At 67.4% G+C, this 15342-nt stretch carries 12 protein-coding genes and 5 pseudogenes; 12 read left to right on the top strand and 5 right to left on the bottom strand.

The genetic code is table 11. From position 1 onward, the window contains the following. Positions 1 to 253: 253 nt before the first annotated feature. Positions 254 to 520, bottom strand: coding sequence for a transposase (locus tag LUZ64_RS35670; protein WP_232390625.1), 267 nt, complete (start codon positions 518 to 520; stop codon positions 254 to 256). 725 nt (positions 521 to 1245) lie between these two features. Here LUZ64_RS35670 and LUZ64_RS35675 point away from each other — a divergent pair. Both LUZ64_RS35675 and LUZ64_RS37930 read left to right on the top strand, forming a co-directional pair. Continuing rightward, positions 1246 to 1506, top strand: a pseudogene (locus LUZ64_RS35675) (transposase); the annotation flags it as partial. A gap of 648 nt (positions 1507 to 2154) precedes the next feature. Then, on the top strand, positions 2155 to 2808 hold the full coding sequence (locus LUZ64_RS37930; protein ID WP_372478763.1) for a trypsin-like serine peptidase: 654 nt from the start codon (positions 2155 to 2157) through the stop codon (positions 2806 to 2808). Between the two features lie 33 nt (positions 2809 to 2841). Here LUZ64_RS37930 and LUZ64_RS37405 read toward each other — a convergent pair whose 3' ends face one another. Then, on the bottom strand, positions 2842 to 3336 hold the full coding sequence (locus LUZ64_RS37405) for a transposase (protein WP_211305000.1): 495 nt from the start codon (positions 3334 to 3336) through the stop codon (positions 2842 to 2844). A 149-nt stretch (positions 3337 to 3485) separates the two neighbouring features. Continuing rightward, a pseudogene (locus LUZ64_RS35685) lies at positions 3486 to 3650 on the bottom strand (transposase); the annotation flags it as partial. A gap of 1425 nt (positions 3651 to 5075) precedes the next feature. On the opposite strand from LUZ64_RS35685, the gene LUZ64_RS37935 reads away from it, so the two are divergent. After that, entirely contained in the window at positions 5076 to 5627 is a 552-nt protein-coding gene (locus LUZ64_RS37935; RefSeq protein WP_372478764.1) for a transposase, read from the top strand. Positions 5628 to 5820: 193 nt separating this feature from the next. Then, positions 5821 to 6030, top strand: a pseudogene (locus LUZ64_RS35690) (IS5/IS1182 family transposase); the annotation flags it as partial. Here LUZ64_RS35690 and LUZ64_RS35695 read toward each other — a convergent pair. Further along, positions 6020 to 7297, bottom strand: a complete 1278-nt coding sequence (locus tag LUZ64_RS35695) for a trypsin-like serine peptidase (RefSeq protein ID WP_143593093.1) — start codon at positions 7295 to 7297, stop codon at positions 6020 to 6022. The pseudogene LUZ64_RS35690 and the gene LUZ64_RS35695 sit on opposite strands and share 11 nt — an antisense overlap. An 859-nt stretch (positions 7298 to 8156) precedes the next feature. Between LUZ64_RS35695 and LUZ64_RS35700 the strand changes: the two genes are divergently transcribed. From LUZ64_RS35700 to LUZ64_RS35730, 8 genes and pseudogenes are all read left to right on the top strand, one after another. Further along, positions 8157 to 8450, top strand: coding sequence for a hypothetical protein (locus LUZ64_RS35700; protein ID WP_095581068.1), 294 nt, complete (start codon positions 8157 to 8159; stop codon positions 8448 to 8450). A 230-nt stretch (positions 8451 to 8680) separates the two neighbouring features. Continuing rightward, a pseudogene (locus LUZ64_RS37940) lies at positions 8681 to 8836 on the top strand (ISKra4 family transposase); the annotation flags it as partial. 135 nt (positions 8837 to 8971) lie between these two features. After that, a pseudogene (locus LUZ64_RS38130) lies at positions 8972 to 9167 on the top strand (IS110 family transposase); the annotation flags it as partial. Between the two features lie 5 nt (positions 9168 to 9172). After that, positions 9173 to 11071: a 1-deoxy-D-xylulose-5-phosphate synthase gene (locus LUZ64_RS35710; RefSeq protein WP_095581069.1), complete on the top strand. Its 1899-nt coding sequence runs from the start codon at positions 9173 to 9175 to the stop codon at positions 11069 to 11071. Further along, positions 11068 to 12198 carry a flavodoxin-dependent (E)-4-hydroxy-3-methylbut-2-enyl-diphosphate synthase gene (gene ispG / locus LUZ64_RS35715; protein ID WP_095581070.1) on the top strand — a complete coding sequence of 377 codons (1131 nt, stop codon included), beginning with the start codon at positions 11068 to 11070 and terminating at the stop codon, positions 12196 to 12198. Before LUZ64_RS35710 ends, ispG begins: the two co-directional genes overlap by 4 nt. A gap of 197 nt (positions 12199 to 12395) precedes the next feature. Next, positions 12396 to 12845: a polyprenyl synthetase family protein gene (locus tag LUZ64_RS35720; RefSeq protein ID WP_232390626.1), complete on the top strand. Its 450-nt coding sequence runs from the start codon at positions 12396 to 12398 to the stop codon at positions 12843 to 12845. After that, positions 12842 to 14110, top strand: a complete 1269-nt coding sequence (locus tag LUZ64_RS35725; RefSeq protein ID WP_232390621.1) for an NsdA family TPR-like regulatory protein — start codon at positions 12842 to 12844, stop codon at positions 14108 to 14110. The genes LUZ64_RS35720 and LUZ64_RS35725 overlap by 4 nt, the downstream gene beginning before the upstream one ends. 2 nt (positions 14111 to 14112) lie before the next feature. After that, positions 14113 to 14664, top strand: a complete 552-nt coding sequence (locus LUZ64_RS35730) for a GNAT family N-acetyltransferase (protein ID WP_308251453.1) — start codon at positions 14113 to 14115, stop codon at positions 14662 to 14664. A 67-nt stretch (positions 14665 to 14731) separates the two neighbouring features. Here the strand turns inward: LUZ64_RS35730 and LUZ64_RS35735 are convergent. After that, on the bottom strand, positions 14732 to 15342 hold a 611-nt coding region (locus tag LUZ64_RS35735), incomplete at its 5' end, for a C40 family peptidase (RefSeq protein WP_211304999.1).

Genomic DNA, 15342 nt, shown 5'->3' on the forward strand with positions numbered 1-15342 from the left:
ACACCCGACGCCGGCACTCCCGCCTCGGCCAGCGGTCCCCGATCGCCTACGAGAACGACTTCCAACCAGCAGCAACTACCCTGACTCAAGCCGCATAGACGTGTTCAAACTCCGGGGTCAAGGCCCGAGACCCATAGAGGCGTGCCGTCGGGTGCGGCGAGAAACTGCACGTTGCCGGCGAAGTGCTTGATCCGGATCGCATACCAGAGGTCGGTGCCGCATTCGGTTTTCCCGGCTACGCGGTTGCACCGGATCAGGGTGCCGTCCAGAGGCGGAAGCCCGGGTCATCCAGCTCCATGGCCAGGGCGTACTTGAAATCGAAACGGCAGCGGACCGCTTCCGCTGCCTGCGGGTCCGACAGACCGAGCAAGAACTGCAGCACACAGACCGTGGCCAGCTGAGCGGGCGAAAGGCCGGGACGGCCGTCGCGCGGGGGCCAGCCGGCGAAGTCCTCGTCGTGCCACAGCCCGCCGAGGCGTTCTCTCACCCGCATCGCCGTCGTGCCGTCCAGGTTGCTCACCCGCGCGATCTGCACAATCAGAGAAGGGACTTGCTCACCAGAACGGGGACGGAGCGACAACGAGTACCTCGACAGCTGTACCGGCCTGCGGAACAGCCTCAAGCATGCCTGTCGATCACACCGTAGCGCCGGGAAAATACAAGATCACCGACAGAGTCAATAACACCCACTGAGCCTCTTCAGGCGCTTCACCGGATAGCGGATACACAGGCTTCTGACCTGCGACTTCAGCAGATTCCTGTCACCCGATCGGTGGTCAGTCTGAAGAAGCTCACTGAGTTGCTGAGATAACCTCAGTGTCCATACTGTCGAGGTCGCTTCAGGGATCAGAAAGTGGTGTCATGGAGTCATGATGCTCCCGAGGCTGACTGAAGCTCAAGTGGCCTGTATACGAACATGTATTACCGGCTATGGTGTCAGCCTAATGCCCCTGTCGGGCGTGCCAGTGTGCGTGCCTGTTCGAACGGGATTCCCTCAATGTCCAACGTGCGACGCTCTCGGGGACTCCGTCCTTCTTGAACCGGGCACACTTCATGGCGGACGCCTCACATACGAGGGGTGCGAACATTCGTTCACAATTCCGCGAAAGGGATGACCTTATGACAGATACACCCTTCCCAAAGTGCAACGGAACGGGTCTCATTGCGGAGGATGGCAAGGCAGTCATCTGCTCTGGCACCAACGGCCCCGGAAATTACTGAACGTCTCCGCAACGCCTTTCCGTCTTGTCGTTCGGCGTGGAGATCCGCAAGGTGATCTGCTCGACGAACGCCATCGAGAGCGTCAACGCGCGCATACGCAAGGCCGTCCGGTCCTGCGGGTACTTCCCGAGTGAGGCCGCCGCGCTGAAATGCGTCTACATGGCCCTGATGAGCCTCGACCCCACCGGCAAGGGCCGGCGCCGCTGGACCATGCGCTGGAAAGCACCTCTGGACGCCTTCCAGATCGCCTTCGAAGGCCGCCTCACCCCCACCACCAGCCACTGACCCTCAACAGCCAAGATCAGCCGTTGATTGGACATACCCGCCGCGTACGTCGTGGTCCCGCTGACGAGCCGACAAATCCCCAACAGCACAGTCGATGACGTCTGTCACAGGGCGAGTCAGGCTTATCAGCAGAACCACCAGTTACATGATCACTATCAGAGAGGGGGGCTTCGAGCGGGTGTCCATCGCTTCGCTCGTTGGGGGCTCGGGTCGCATATTCACGCCGCCTTCGGGCGATTATCGTAAAGCGGGATCGAGTGTGTGGCGTGAGTTCGTTGGGGGACCGGCGGGAACCAGCCGATCCAGCTGGGTCCCCCAACCCCGCGCTCCCTCTCCGAGCGCCCCGCAGGGGATCCCGCGTCCGCCATGACCTGGAAGAGAGGCCCCACTCTGAACCAGACCCGAAGACTCCGCGACCGTAACAGGCCTGCACACCGCTCCCTAGCGCGGGTCGGCATCAGCCTCCTCGCACTCATCAGCGCCCTCTCGCTTCCCCTGGCCGACCCCGTCGCGCACGCGGCCATCACACCCCGTGACAGGCCGCCAGCCACGGCAGTCACCAACATCGAGGCCTCCTCCCAGCCCATCGCGGAACAGGAAGCCCCCCAGCCCTACGCTGGACAAGTCCCCGTGTCATGGCTCACCGGGATGCTTGTGAAGAGCGGCGGTGGCCAGTGCTCCGCCTCTGTGCTGGCTTCGCCGTCCGGCACTCTGATCATCACCGCAGCCCACTGCGTCGGCCGGAAAGACACGTACGTGGGTGAGGAAGGCCGCCAGTGGACGTTCCAGCTCGCCAAGAACGTGCCTTCCTACCCCTACCCCACAACGACCTGGGAGTCCAGGCGAGCCTGGGTACCACCGGCCTTCGCCAACGTGGGCGAGAACCAGTTCAGCGACATCGCGATCATCGAACTGGAACGCGATAGCACGGGACGCACGATCCAGGAAACAGCGCGTGCCGGCCTCACCCCCGAGCTTAACGCTCGGGCCCCGTTCCGCGTCCTGACCCAGTACGGCTACCCGGGCTGGGGCAGCGGGAGACAGTGGGCCTGCCGTGATGGGCAGATCCAGCGGCAAGCCGCTTCCCGACCCGATCGCCGGGGCACTCGTCTGTGGTCACCCAACTGCGCACTGGGCCCCGGAGCCAGCGGCGGCCCGTGGGCCGATCCAGCGACCATGCGCGTCCTCGGCACTACCTCCACGAGCGCCCCCCGCGGCGGCTCCCTGGCCAGCGACACCACAGGCCCCCAATTCCGCAACCTATGGAACAGAGCACGGGCGGAAGCGTCTGCCGCGCCTTGAGGGTCTGGTCCGAAAATGAAGGATGGCCCCAGGTCAACGAGCTGACTGGTGTGTGGTGTGCTGATCCGGCCTGGAGGGGGTCGAAGCGGACGGTGAAGCCGAGGGCGTTGGCCTGGCGGGGATGCGGCGTATGGCTCGCTCGGGGTCGTGCCTGGCGTAGTTGTCGCCGCCGAGATCCTGGTAGGCGAGGTCGTCGGTGAGCGTGTGCCAGACGGCGGTCAGGATCGAGTGCTCCAGAGCGGCCGGGGTCTTGTTCTTGCCGAGGCGGGGCATGAGCCGGTGGTAGCGGGCGCCAAGGTATGTGGTCTCGCGGGTGCGGGAGGCGGTCATGGCCGCAGTGCCCAGTACGGTGCCGAGTTCGCGGTTACCGTGGCGTCTGCGGCCGGACTTGTGCTTGCTGGCGGACTCGTGGTGGCCGGGGCAGACCCCGGCCCACGAGGCGAGGTGGCCTGCGGTCGAGAAGCGGGCTATGTCGGCGCCGGTCTCCGCGATGAGGGCTTCGGCGACCCCCTGGCCGACGCCGGGGATGGTCTACGGCAGCTCAAGCTGGCGGGCGAAAGGGAGCGTGTCCTCCTCGGTCCGCGCGGACAGCTCGCCGATCGCCGCAGTGAGGTGGTCGATGCGTTCCAGGTGGAGCCGGCACAAGAACGCGTGGTGCTCGCCGAAGTTCCCGGTCAGGGGATGCTGGTGCGGTCCACGTAGAGCACGGCGTTCATCAGGGAACGCAGGTCGTGCTCGGGCGGTCGGCCGATGTCCAGGCCCCGCCCGCGGCGCTCGTTGCGCCAGGCGTCCAGGACGGGTCCGATCAGTTGCCAGCGCTCGTCGGAGAGGTCGCTCGGTATCTGCGGTGGGCGGTCATGTCTCTGAAGTACTGCGGGCGCGCTGTCCAGTCCAGCCGTATAAACGGTGCCGGGCCGGGGCGCCTTGGGACCAGACAGGAGGAGCTGGAACCAAACACTCCTCCAAGGCCACTCCACTTGTCAGCCAGCTCATGAGCCCCTCCGGCCCCAGCAGGCCGACGCCGAAAAACCGGTATCAATTGCTCTCAAACAGGGCGAAACGCTCAGTTTAGGAGTCAGGCTTGTATGTCACAGGCCCGCATGCGGTGGTTGGCCCGGTGTCCAGCACGTGGCCGTTACCGAGGTTGTCGGCAACGCGAGAGCGGGGGAGGAGTGACCGGCGCTGGCCGGGAGCCCGTGTGCCTCTGGTGGCCCGGTGGTGTGAATGGGGGTGCTGTGGCGTGGCGTGGTGGTGCGTCGGTGTGCGGGGGAGGGGGCAACGGGCTTTGATCAGGTCAGGGCCCAAACGGTCGGGTATCACATTTTTCAATGCCACCCCCTTTTTTTAATGGGTTGACCGCTCGCAGTGTTGGAGGGGGTTGGCTGTCAATCCTGCCGCGTGGGCCTCTGCGTCGGGCAGGTTGTCATATACCCCGACCAGGGTGGCGCCGAGAAGACATACGCAATTGATGTGTAGGTAAACTATCTCGCGGGTGCGGGAGCTTCCTTGGGCGCGGAGGGTGCGGACGGCGACGCGAACGACGTTGGCCTCGGCTGTCCTGGTACCCGGGGAAGGCGCCAGCAGATGATTTTCGAACACAGTGGCGGCGCGCTGTATCCTCCTGCGTCCGCAACTGCGGCACTCGGTGTGCTCGCTCACCCCGGACAGGAGTAGCGACATGCGGTCGACGTCGCGGCCGCATAGGGCGATGAGAATACCGCTATCGGTCAGCTCAACGTAGTGGAAGACCCCACGATGAGCGCTTCGAGCGAAGCGGACAACCCTCAAAAGGGATATCTCCTAGATTCAAGGACGGCAAATGGACTGGAAGGAATGCGTTTAGGTTCATTTGCCAATCTATGCGCGGAGTGAGTGTGTTGTGATGGTGAATGTGCTGTTAGGGTGCCTGGTGAGGTGGTGAGAGTCAGGGTGTCTGTGCTGGTGATGGTGTTCCCGGCGGTGAGGCGGTGGACTGTTTCGGCGCAGTCCTGGGTGCTGGTCAGGCAGATGTGGGCGGATCCGGAAACGGATTTCCGGATAAGGGTTTAGCCGGAAATAACTGAATCAGGCTGATTGGGTGAAGGTCTCGCATCAGCAGGGGTGATGGGGATTCAGGTTCGCTCGTTGCCTGCTCTCCCTAGTCTTTTTCCTCGAACTCGGTGAGACTGGTAGAGGGGTGTCGGAGAAGTCCCATTCAGGGCAGGCGACTTAGAATTTCTTCCTGGGGCGGGGAACCGGGGATGGCTGACCTGCGTGGCGTGTATCCGATGGACTTGTCTGTCGCCGAGTGGGTGGAGTTCGCGCCGCTGATTCCGTCGCCGAAGGCGGGTGGCGGGCCGCTGAGGCATTCGCGGCATGAGGTCATTGACGCGCTCGCGTACTGGTTGCGGGGGCTGCCTCCGCATGGCTTCCCGCCGTGGCAGATGGTCTACCACTACTGGCGGGTGTGGCGGATCGAGGGGCGCTGGGAGGAGATTCTGGCTGCTCTGAGAGTGAGGGAACGTGCTGGTCAGGGCCGCGATCCGACGCCGGTGCGGGTGTGCTGGACAGTCAGAGTGTCAAGGGTACCGAGCGGGGTGGCTGGCATGGGTACGACGGCGCCGTCGCGATGGCGGATTCCGGGGCACCTGGGTCCGGGCCGGCGACACACTGCCTGCGGTGCCTCTCTTCTCGGTCGTGCCCCGCTGGGATGGTATAGCCGCCTGCCGAGGGCTACGCCGAGAACCCGGAGAGTGCACTCTACCTCGCCACCATCATGCTGTTACTTCACCGGGAAGGTTATTCAGAACTGTTCGTGCGGCTCGGCGGCCTGGCGGTGAGCCGCACGGTGCGCATCGGTCAGGCGTGCTGCCCGGCCTTGGCCGATGCGCACCACACCGCAGGGTCGGCAGAGATCTTGATCGGTCTGGCCTGGCCCGCTCGCAAGTGTTCTGAATAACCTCCCGGGCCGCGCTTCCCGCTTAACGGGACTTCTCAGACGCCCTCTGGCTTGCGGAACTGCCGCTATCCTTCTCGAAGTCCGCGGCCGACCGTATCGTCGCTGACCTCAGGCCCCTCCTCGCGCTGCGGCCCCGCCCACGGTTCCGTACGGGCGCCGTCACTGTCATGGACGGCGCCCTGGTCCCCACGTATGACCAGACGCTGGCCGAGCGGTCGAAGAACTACCGGTATTCAACCAGCCGTCAGGTCGTCATCGACGTCGGACCTCGGGCTACGATGTTGCCCGCAGTACGCGGTTCCATAGTTCACGGAACTGAGGTCCGGTGGTATCACCGGAAAACACCTGGCTGTAACTGCTAGTGGATGAGATGCCGCGGACGCGCATGGTTGCCGGGTCGGCCCACGGGCCGCCGCTGGCTCCGCCGCTCATGTAGCAGTTGGGTGACTCCAGCATCAGGCCGCCGTGAGAGCGGAGTTGTTTGATTTCGGGGTCGGGGCAGGTGAGCTGCCTGCCCTTGGCCTCGCCCGGGTAACCGTGGATGGTCAGGTTACGGAGGGATGCCTGAGAGTTGAGTTCGGGTTTGAGGCCACCGCCCGCCAGGTCCTGGATCGTGCGACCCTGGCTGTTTCGCGCCAGCTCGACGATCGCGAAGTCACTGGGCTCAATACGTTGGTCTTTCCTCAAGGCGGTGTACTCCCTGGCGACCCAGGCTCGCGTGGACTGCCAGACACTCCCGGGACTGGGTGGCCGTCTGCCGCTGGCGGGCGAGAACGTCCACCCGCGGACTTCCTCACCCGAGTACTCGGGCTTCGTTGCTGTCTTCCATCCGAGGCAGTGGGCGGCGGTGATGATCAGTGTACGAGAGGGTGAGTCCAGGACAGAAGCGGTGCAGTAGACGCCTGTGTTTAGTACCCCGGTGAGCCGTGACACCGTGCCTGGTCTGTCGTAGGGCTGCCGCGCTTCTGTGTCCCTGGTTGCCTTGAGCACCCTGTTCCATAGCTCGTGAAACTGTGGGCTGGCGGTCTCGGTGGCGACAGAGCCGGTGCCGCCGTCGCGATCGGATGTGATGCCGAGGACGCGCATAGTCGCAGGATCGGCCCACGGGCCGCCGCCGGATCCGGGGGCCGTCGGACAACTGGTCGACCGCAAGCGAGTGTTCGTGGGCCCGTTAACCGCGATTTCCCGTCGGATGCCGCTGTCGCGACAGGCCAGCTGCCTTCCCCCAGCCTCGCCCGGGTAGCCGTGGACGGTCACGTCGGGAATGGGGGCCTTGGGGTCGAGTTCCAGTTTGAGGCCGCCACGCGCCGATTCCTGGATCGTGCGGCCCTGTTCGTCCTGGTACAGCTCGATGATCGCGACATTGCCGGCCTGGCCGCCGTTGGCATACGCCTCGGTGACCCAGGCCCGCCTGGAATGCCACACCGTCGTGGCGTAGGGGTCAGGATCAGGGCGGCCATCAGGGAGTTTGCTGTTCCAAGCGGAACGGAACGTCCACTTCTTGGCCTCATCGCCCTTGAGATAGGCCTTCCGCCCGATTCTGTTGGCCACGGTGATGATCAGTCTGCCGCTGGGGGAGTCCAGGACGGCGGCGGAGGCTGGGGTGCCGGGTCCCTCTAGCCTGCCGGTGAGGCGTGAGAGGGCGCCGGGTCTGCTGTAGGGCTGGGGTGCTTCGGTTGCCGCGAGGGGTGCGGGGGGTGCTGGGGCTCTGGTGACGGCCGGGGCCGTGTGCCCGCCCCTGGCTGTGCTGACGGCGTGGGCGTGCGGGGTGGTCAGGGAGAGGAGCAGGGCGCTGGTGAGTGCGAGGAGACTGGCACCGGCTCGTGCCAGGGGGTGGTGCGCTGGTCTGCCGTGGCCGTGGTGTCGTCTGGTCTGCCTCAGGGGAGGACCCCTCCTTGTTTCCGGGTGGCGCTGAGGTTCGTGCCCGCGTGAGGGGCGCCTGCGGGAAAGGGGGTGGCATGGGCCGGGCGGTGGCTGGCCGTGGCCGCTCTCGCTGGTGCTGCCGCCGCTCTCACTGGTCTCTGGAGCGTGTTCACGCCACTCATCCGATCTGTCTTCACGACAATCTCCCAGGAGCGGTCTGATCATGCGGCCCCCGTACCAACGAGCGACGCGCTGGACACCCGTCCTATGTGCATGAGACCTGGCGGCAGGCGAGCGTCAGCCGTGCGGGGAGGGTCTGGTCACTCGCCCGCGGAGACGCGGGGGACGGTGCGGCGACATAGTCAGATGCCTGGACCAGCTCACCAGGTGAAAACAGTCGAAATGCCCGGAAGGCCGCAGGGGCTATCGTCAGCAATAATCCGATCGTCATGCGTTCTGGTAGTCGGCCATAACCCGGCCAGGCCAGGCCCGTTACCAGTGCGTGGCGCCCGGGCCGTCCGGGCGCCGCATACGAAGGAGGAGACTGATGGGTATGAAGAGGTTCACCAACGGTGTCGCGCTCACCGCGGGCGCAGGGATCCTGGCCGGGTTCATCGGATTCACCGGGGCGGCGGGCACGGCCACAGCGGATACGACCTCCTGCTCCCACACGCTGCCCGCGCACACGAACGGCAACCTCCCCAACGACCTCCCCCAGCAACTTAACAAGAATGCCGGGGATGCCACCGACCTCACGGCCTGCACCATCAGGGGGCTCGATAATGGACTCAACGGTGCCGACAACAACACGGGAACGGAGCCTATCCCTCTGCGGGGGTAACGGGTTTGAGCCCTCTTCCGCGCCCTGGGCCAAAGCATCCGAGGTGAGTCTCCTCCGGCGCGCCACTTCTATGGGGCACGCCGGGAGCTTGCGGGCGAGCATGGGCTTGGGTGAGCCGCTGGTAGTGGTCCGGGAGTTCGCGGTGGTGGTAGTCAGGGTGCGGACAGTGACGTCGGCACTGGGTAGGGGCGGTCGGCCAGGATCAGGATTTTGGCAGGCGAGAGAGGTTTCGGCGGTGCCGTGCCGACCGCCTCGACATCACCGGCGCCCGCTGGGGCCTTCCCGGAACCGAAGCCGTCCTCCAACTCCGTGCACTGATCACGAACAGCGACTTCGAGGACTACTGGGTCTTCCACGCCTCCCGCGAACACCAACGTGAGGTGCCCCGAGCGTGCCTTGGACGTCACGAACAAGGGGCCGGTCATGCTGCTGACGGGGTACCAGCCGCCATCCGCCGGGCGGGAGCCGGACGGATCGAGACCTGGCTGAAGAAGCGCAAGGTCCACAGCGCCGCCGCTCTGTACCTATCGGCCATGGTCAGCCTGCAGTGCTGCCCGGCGTCCAAGACGTACTACGACCGGAAGCGAGGGGAAGGGACACAAACAGGCACTGCTGGCCCTCGCCCGCCGACGCGTCAACGTCCTGTGGGACGTGATCTCACGCCTCTGTGTCCCCATTCCCGTTCCTTGGCGTGTGTGCCGTGACTGGTGCAGGTGATTTCCATGGATGTTCCCTGTACGGATCCGGCTTTGGGCCGGGGACTTCTCGGTAGGGTGTCCGGCCCGGCCGACCCGCGTATGCTGCCGGCCGACCGGCTTGGTGAGTTGGCGGGGGAAATCCGGGGTTTCCTGATCGAGAAGGTGTGCGCGGCGGGGGGCCACCTGGGCTCGGGGCTGGGCATGGTGGAGCTGACGATCGCCCCGCACCGGGTGTTCGACTCCCCCCGGGACGCACTGTTGTTTGATATTGGCCATCAGGGGTATGTGCACAAGCTGCTGACCGGGCGCCAGGAACGTTTCGCTACGCTACGACAAGCAGGTGGTTTGTCCGGGTATCTCTGCCGTGCGGAGTCCGCGCACGATGTGATCGAGAACTCGCACGCTTCCACTGCCCTGTCGTATGCGGACGGCCTGGCCAAGGCCCGGGCTCTGGCAGGAGAGACGGACCGGGCGGTGGTGGCGGTCATCGGGGACGGGGCGATGACCGGAGGAATGGTCTGGGAAGCGTTGGACAACATCGCCGCCGCACCGCACCGCCCCGTGATCATTGTCCTGAACGACAACGGGCGCTCCTACGCCCCCACCACCGGCGCGCTGGCTGCCCACCTCGCCCGCCAGCACCACAACGGCGAGTCGGCGCCACGCGCCGGACCGGTGTCGGCGCAGAATGTGTTCACGAGCCTGGGCCTGGCCTACGTCGGCCCCGTCGATGGGCATGACATCCCGGCCACCGAGCGTGCCCTGCACCAGGGACGGGCCCTGGCCCGGCCGGTGGTCGTCCACGTTCTGACCGTCAAGGGGAAGGGCTTCCCGCTGGCGGAGGAGGATGAGGCGGACTGCTTCCACGCAGTCGGCGTCATCGACCCGGCCACCGGACGGCCCCCGGCGCCCCCCAGACGGCACCGTAAGAGACCCGCTCCCCGTACCTGGACCGGCATCTTCGGCAGCGAGCTCCTCGCTCTGGCCCGCCGACGCCCGGATCTGGTAGCCGTCACCGCGTCCATGCTGCGCCCCACCGGACTGCACGTGATGGCCGAAGTCCTCCCTGAGCGGGTTTTCGACGTGGGGATTGCCGAGCAGCATGCGGTCGTATCCGCCGCCGGCCTGGCCACTGGCGGATACCACCCCGTTGTCGCCCTCTACTCGACGTTCCTCAACCGTGCCCTCGACCAGGTGCTGATGGACGTCGCCCTGCACCGCCTTCCCGTCACGTTCGTCCTGGACCGTGCGGGGGTCACTGGCCCGGACGGTCCGTCGCATCACGGGATGTGGGACATCAGCGTGCTCGGCATCGTCCCCGGCATGCGCATCGCCGCACCCCGGGACGCCGCCCGCCTGCGGGAACTGCTTCGCGAGGCCGTCACCGTCACCGATGGGCCGACGTGCCTGCGCATCCCCAAGGCCACCACCGGGCACGACATCCGGTATCTGGCCCGGATGGACGGTGTGGACATCCTCCACCTCAGTACCGGCCGGAGTCTGGACGTCCTGCTCGTGGCCGCCGGAACCACTGCGGCTGACGCTGTGGAAGCGGCCCGGGCCCTAGAGCGGGAGGAGGGCATCGGCTCCACTGTCGTGGATCCCCGCTGGCTCATCCCCGTCAATCCGGCCCTGACCCGCCTCGCCGCCCGCTACCGCCTCGTTGTCACCGTCGAGGACAACATCCGCACTGCAGGCTTCGGCACCCACCTCGCCCAGGCCTGCACCGACCAGGGCATCACCACACCCGTCCACAACCTCGGCCTGCCCCAGGCTTTCATCCCCCACGGTACGCGCAACAGCCTCCTGGCCGACACGGGCCTGGACGCCGGCGGCATCACCGCCGCCGTCCTCGCCGCCCACCACCAACTCCTCCGTTGCGCCCCCATCTTCCGCACTACCAGCATGCGGAGGCCCGAATGAAGACCGACCTCGCTCTCCCCGGCCTGCACCCCGCAGCCCCGGTGCGCCGGCCGTCCCGGCAGATCCATGTCGGCGATGTCCCCGTCGGCGGCGGCGCACCAGTCTCCGTCCAGACCATGACCACCACGCCCACCACCGATGTGGATGCCACACTCCGGCAGATCGCCGCCATCACCGCCGCAGGCTGCGACATCATCCGTGTCGCGGTCCCCTCCGCCGACGACGCCGACGCCCTCCCGCGCATCGTGGCCAAGTCCCCGATCCCCGTCATCGCGGACATCCACTTCCAGCCCCGCTACGTCTTCGCCGCCATCGACGCCGGCTGTGCGGCCGTGCGCGTCAATCCCGGCAACATCAAAAAATTCGACGACCGCATCGCCGACATCGCCCAGGCCGCCACCACTGCCCGCGTGCCGATCCGCATCGGCGTCAACGCCGGTTCCCTCGACCCGCGTCTCCTGGCCGAACACGGCAGCGCAACTCCCCAGGCCCTCGTCGCATCAGCCTTGCGGGAAGCCTCCCTGTTCGAGGAACACAGCTTCCGAGACATCAAGATCGCCGTGAAGCACCACGATCCCATGACCGTCGTGGCTGCCAACCGGCTCCTCGCCCGGGCATGTGATTACCCGCTTCACCTCGGTGTCACTGAAGCCGGGCCCGCTTTCCAGGGCGCCATCAAGTCCGCCGTCGCCTTCGGCATCCTGCTGGCCGAAGGGATCGGCGACACCATCCGCGTCTCCCTCTCCACCGATCCGGTCGAGCAGGTCAAGGCCGGCGTCCACATCCTGCAGTCCCTCGGACTGCGGCCCCGCAGACTGGAGATCGTCTCCTGCCCCGGCTGCGGACGCCTCCAGGTCGACATCCACCGCCTGGCAGCCCGGGTCGAGGCGGCTTTCGACGGCTTCCCCCACCCCTTGCGCATCGCGGTGATGGGCTGCGTCGTCAACGGCCCCGGCGAAGCCCGCGAAGCCGACATCGGGGTCTCCAGCGGCAACGGCAAAGGCCAGATCTTCGTCCGCGGCGAAGTCGTCCGTACCGTCCCCGAGTCGAAGATCGTTGATGCCCTGCTCGAAGAGGCTCTTCAACTCGCCCCCTCCGACGACGCCGCTGAGGACACCGCATCATGAGTGCGTGCCTACCCACACACGCGCCGCCTCCGGCGCTGGATCTGCGCCGCCTGCACGAGCCTGTTGAAGAGGTCCTGACGCAGTTCCTGGATCGCAAGGCGCAGTCCCTCAGTGAAGGCGGCCGCCTGCCTGACCTGGTGAGCCCTTTGCGGGACTTCCTGGGGGCTGGGGGCAAACGTATCCGCCCGCTGCTGGCGATGATCGGCTGGCACGCGGCCGGCGCCACCGGCAACCCGGCCACTGCCCACCATCTCGCCGCCTCCCTGGAACTCTTCCACGCCTTCTGCCTCATCCACGACGACGTCATGGACCACTCCACCACCCGCCGCGGCGCGGTGGTCGTACGACACGTCACGCTGCAAGGGCGCCACGTGGGAGACGGAGACCGGCGTCCTGGTCGGAGCAGGCGCCGGTGTGACAGGGGGCGGTGTGATCATCATGGTGTGGGTCTCCTTGAGCGAGCGGCGGGCTGCGGACTCATCGCCCTGGGCGGCCCGCCGCGAGGGGAGCTGTACGAAGTAGGCAACCGCCGCCGCAGCCGGCGCGCCCCTATCGGAACCCGGCTTTCTGCCCGCACAGCCCCTATCGACTTGACCATCCCGTTACTGGCCTCGGAGGGGGTGTGGTCCTACCGTGGTGCGCCGTGAACACCGAGCGCAGACGCAACGAGCAGCTGGTCGAGTGGATGGACGAGCAGGGCCTGAGTGCCGCCGGGCTGGCCAGGGTCCTGAACGCGGAGATCGGTGCGGTGACCGGCCGGGTGGGCAGACTCACCGAGGGGACCGTCCGCAAATGGCGCTCCGGGGAGATCCGGTGGCCCCGTGCCGTCCAGCGGGTGGCCCTCACCCGGGTCAGTGGCCGACCCGCCGCCGCCCTGGGGTTCGCTCATCCATCCGCACGCCCGGAGGAGGATGCCGTGCTCCGCCGCGTCTTCGTCACCGCGACCACCGGCACCGCCGCGGCGGCCGCCGTTCCCCTGCTGGCCGCCCGCCCCGCCGTCGGCACCTCCGACGTGCACCGCCTGAAGCAGACCGTCGCCCATCTCACCGTGCTCGACGACCAGCGCGGCGGCCGCGACACCATCGAGTCCCAGGCCCTGGCCGGCGCGCAGCACGCCCTGGCCCTGCTGCGGAAGCCCGCGACCGAGCGCGTGCGCCGCCGCCTGTACGCGGTGGCCGCCGACTGCGTCGGCCTCGCCGCGTGGTGCTGCATCGACGCCCGCGCCTCCGGCCGCGCCCAGCAGCACCTGGAACGCGCCATGACGCTCGCCGGCCTTGGCCAGGACTCCACGGCGCAGTTCCGTATCTGGCAGTGCATGAGCATGCTCTCCAACCAGCGCGGCGACCACGCCCAGGCCCTCGCCGCCGCCCAGGCCAGCCGCTACACCGGCGCCGCCCGGCGCGACAGCCTCCTCGCCTCCCTCGCCCACGCGCGGATCGCGCTCGCCCACGCCCGCCTCGGCGACCACCCCGCCGCCCGGCGCAGCGCGGGCCACGCCGAAGCCGCCCTCGCCAAGGCAGCCCCCGACACCCCCCGGCCCGAGTGGACCGCCTTCTACACCAAGGGCGAACTCGACGGCCTGACCGGCGTCGTCCTCGCCCGGGCCGGCGCCCACCAGGAAGCCGAAGCCCACCTCTACCAGTGCGTCAGCGCCCTGCGCCCCGACCAGCACCGCAACCGCGCTCTGTACGGCGCGTACATCGCTCTGGAGCAGCTCGCCCAGGGCGACGCCCAGGCATCCGTCGACACCGCCCTGAAGGTCGCCGCGATGCCGACGTCCAGCACCGGCCGCGCCTCCCACCTCCTCGACGAATTCGACACCACCCTCGCCACGGTCGCCCGCGGCTCCGAGGCCGCCCGTACCTGGGCAGACCGCCGGCCCGCCACCTCCCGAAGGGACACCCCGCGTTGACCGTGCTCCTGCGCCGCTACGACCACACCCACGCCCCCGCCCTGCGTGAACTCCTGCTCGACATCCACGACGACTGTTACGCGGCCTCGGAGAACCCCACTTTCGACAGCCGGGACCGGTTCGCCTGGTTCGTCGACCGCTGGTCCCAGCGGCCGGGCTGGGACTGCGTCATCGGCCACGACCAGGCCCAGGGCGACCAGGCCGTCGGGTTTGCCTACGGCGCCCCGCTCGCCACCGGCTCCCCCTGGTGGGACAAGGTCACCGGCCTCGACGCCGACTTCACCCACGAGACCGGCACCCGCACCTTCGCCGTCTCCGAGGTGATGGTCCGTCCCCCGTGGCGCAAGACGGGCACCGCCACCCGCCTCCACGATGAGCTCCTCGACGGCCGGCCCGAGGAGCGCGCCACCCTCCTCGTCGACAGCGGACACCCCAAAGTCCAGGCGCTGTACGAGACGTGGGGCTATCAGGCGGTCGGGACGACCCAGCCGTTCGACGACGCCCCGGTCATGACGGCGATGATCCGCTCCCTCCGACGCCAGCAGTCTGGCTGATGCCGCTCGCCGGGGCTGCGCTGGCGGCCTCCCGGGCCCGGGCCCGGGTTTAGATTGCTGTACAAGCTCACCTGAGGCTCCTGAGCGAGGAGCTGGGGAGCCGGCCGAAGCGCATGTTCTCTGCTTCGGCGTTGTATTTGCGTATGCGGACCGGGACGCCGGTGCGTGGTGCTTCGACGGCGGTGCCGCGGGAGACGACGACCAGGACGTGGGCGGGGCCGGGGCCTTGCTTGTCCATTTCGGTGAAGATCAGGTCGCCGGGTTGTTCCTGACCGGTCTGTACGGGGGTGGCGATGTTGAACATCTGCTGGGAGGTGCGGACGCTGAGTTCGTAGCCGGCCTGCCGCCAGCCGAAGACGATCAGCCCGCTGCAGTCGAAGGAGTTGGGTCCGGTCGCGCCCCATTCGTAGGGTTTGCCGACCTGCGCGAGCATCGTCTGCAGGGCCGCACCGGCGGGTCCGGAGGGGAGGTCGGTGACGGCGCTGCAGCCGGTGGTGTCGATCTGGGAGATGCCGGCGGTGCTGCGGCCGATGGAGGCGACGATCTGCACGGCCTGGGCTTCGAACTCGGCGTAGGCGTTGGGGAAGCCTGAGCGTTCGACGGCCTGGGCGGCGTCGTTGATGCTCATCTGCTCCCAGCCTTTCACCTCGGTGAGCAGCACGGAGTAGAACTTCTTGG

Origin of the sequence: Streptomyces albireticuli (genome assembly GCF_021228125.1) — a bacterium.
Classification (GTDB): Bacteria; Actinomycetota; Actinomycetes; order Streptomycetales; family Streptomycetaceae; genus Streptomyces; species Streptomyces albireticuli.

Coding starts and splice junctions, on each gene's coding strand:
- LUZ64_RS35720 (WP_232390626.1), top strand. CDS start 12,396: ATGATCGGCTGGCACGCGGCCGGCGCCACCGGCAACCCGGCCACTGCC.
- LUZ64_RS35710 (WP_095581069.1), top strand. CDS start 9,173: ATGGATGTTCCCTGTACGGATCCGGCTTTGGGCCGGGGACTTCTCGGT.
- LUZ64_RS37930 (WP_372478763.1), top strand. CDS start 2,155: ATGCTTGTGAAGAGCGGCGGTGGCCAGTGCTCCGCCTCTGTGCTGGCT.
- LUZ64_RS37935 (WP_372478764.1), top strand. CDS start 5,076: ATGGACTTGTCTGTCGCCGAGTGGGTGGAGTTCGCGCCGCTGATTCCG.
- ispG (WP_095581070.1), top strand. CDS start 11,068: ATGAAGACCGACCTCGCTCTCCCCGGCCTGCACCCCGCAGCCCCGGTG.
- LUZ64_RS35700 (WP_095581068.1), top strand. CDS start 8,157: ATGGGTATGAAGAGGTTCACCAACGGTGTCGCGCTCACCGCGGGCGCA.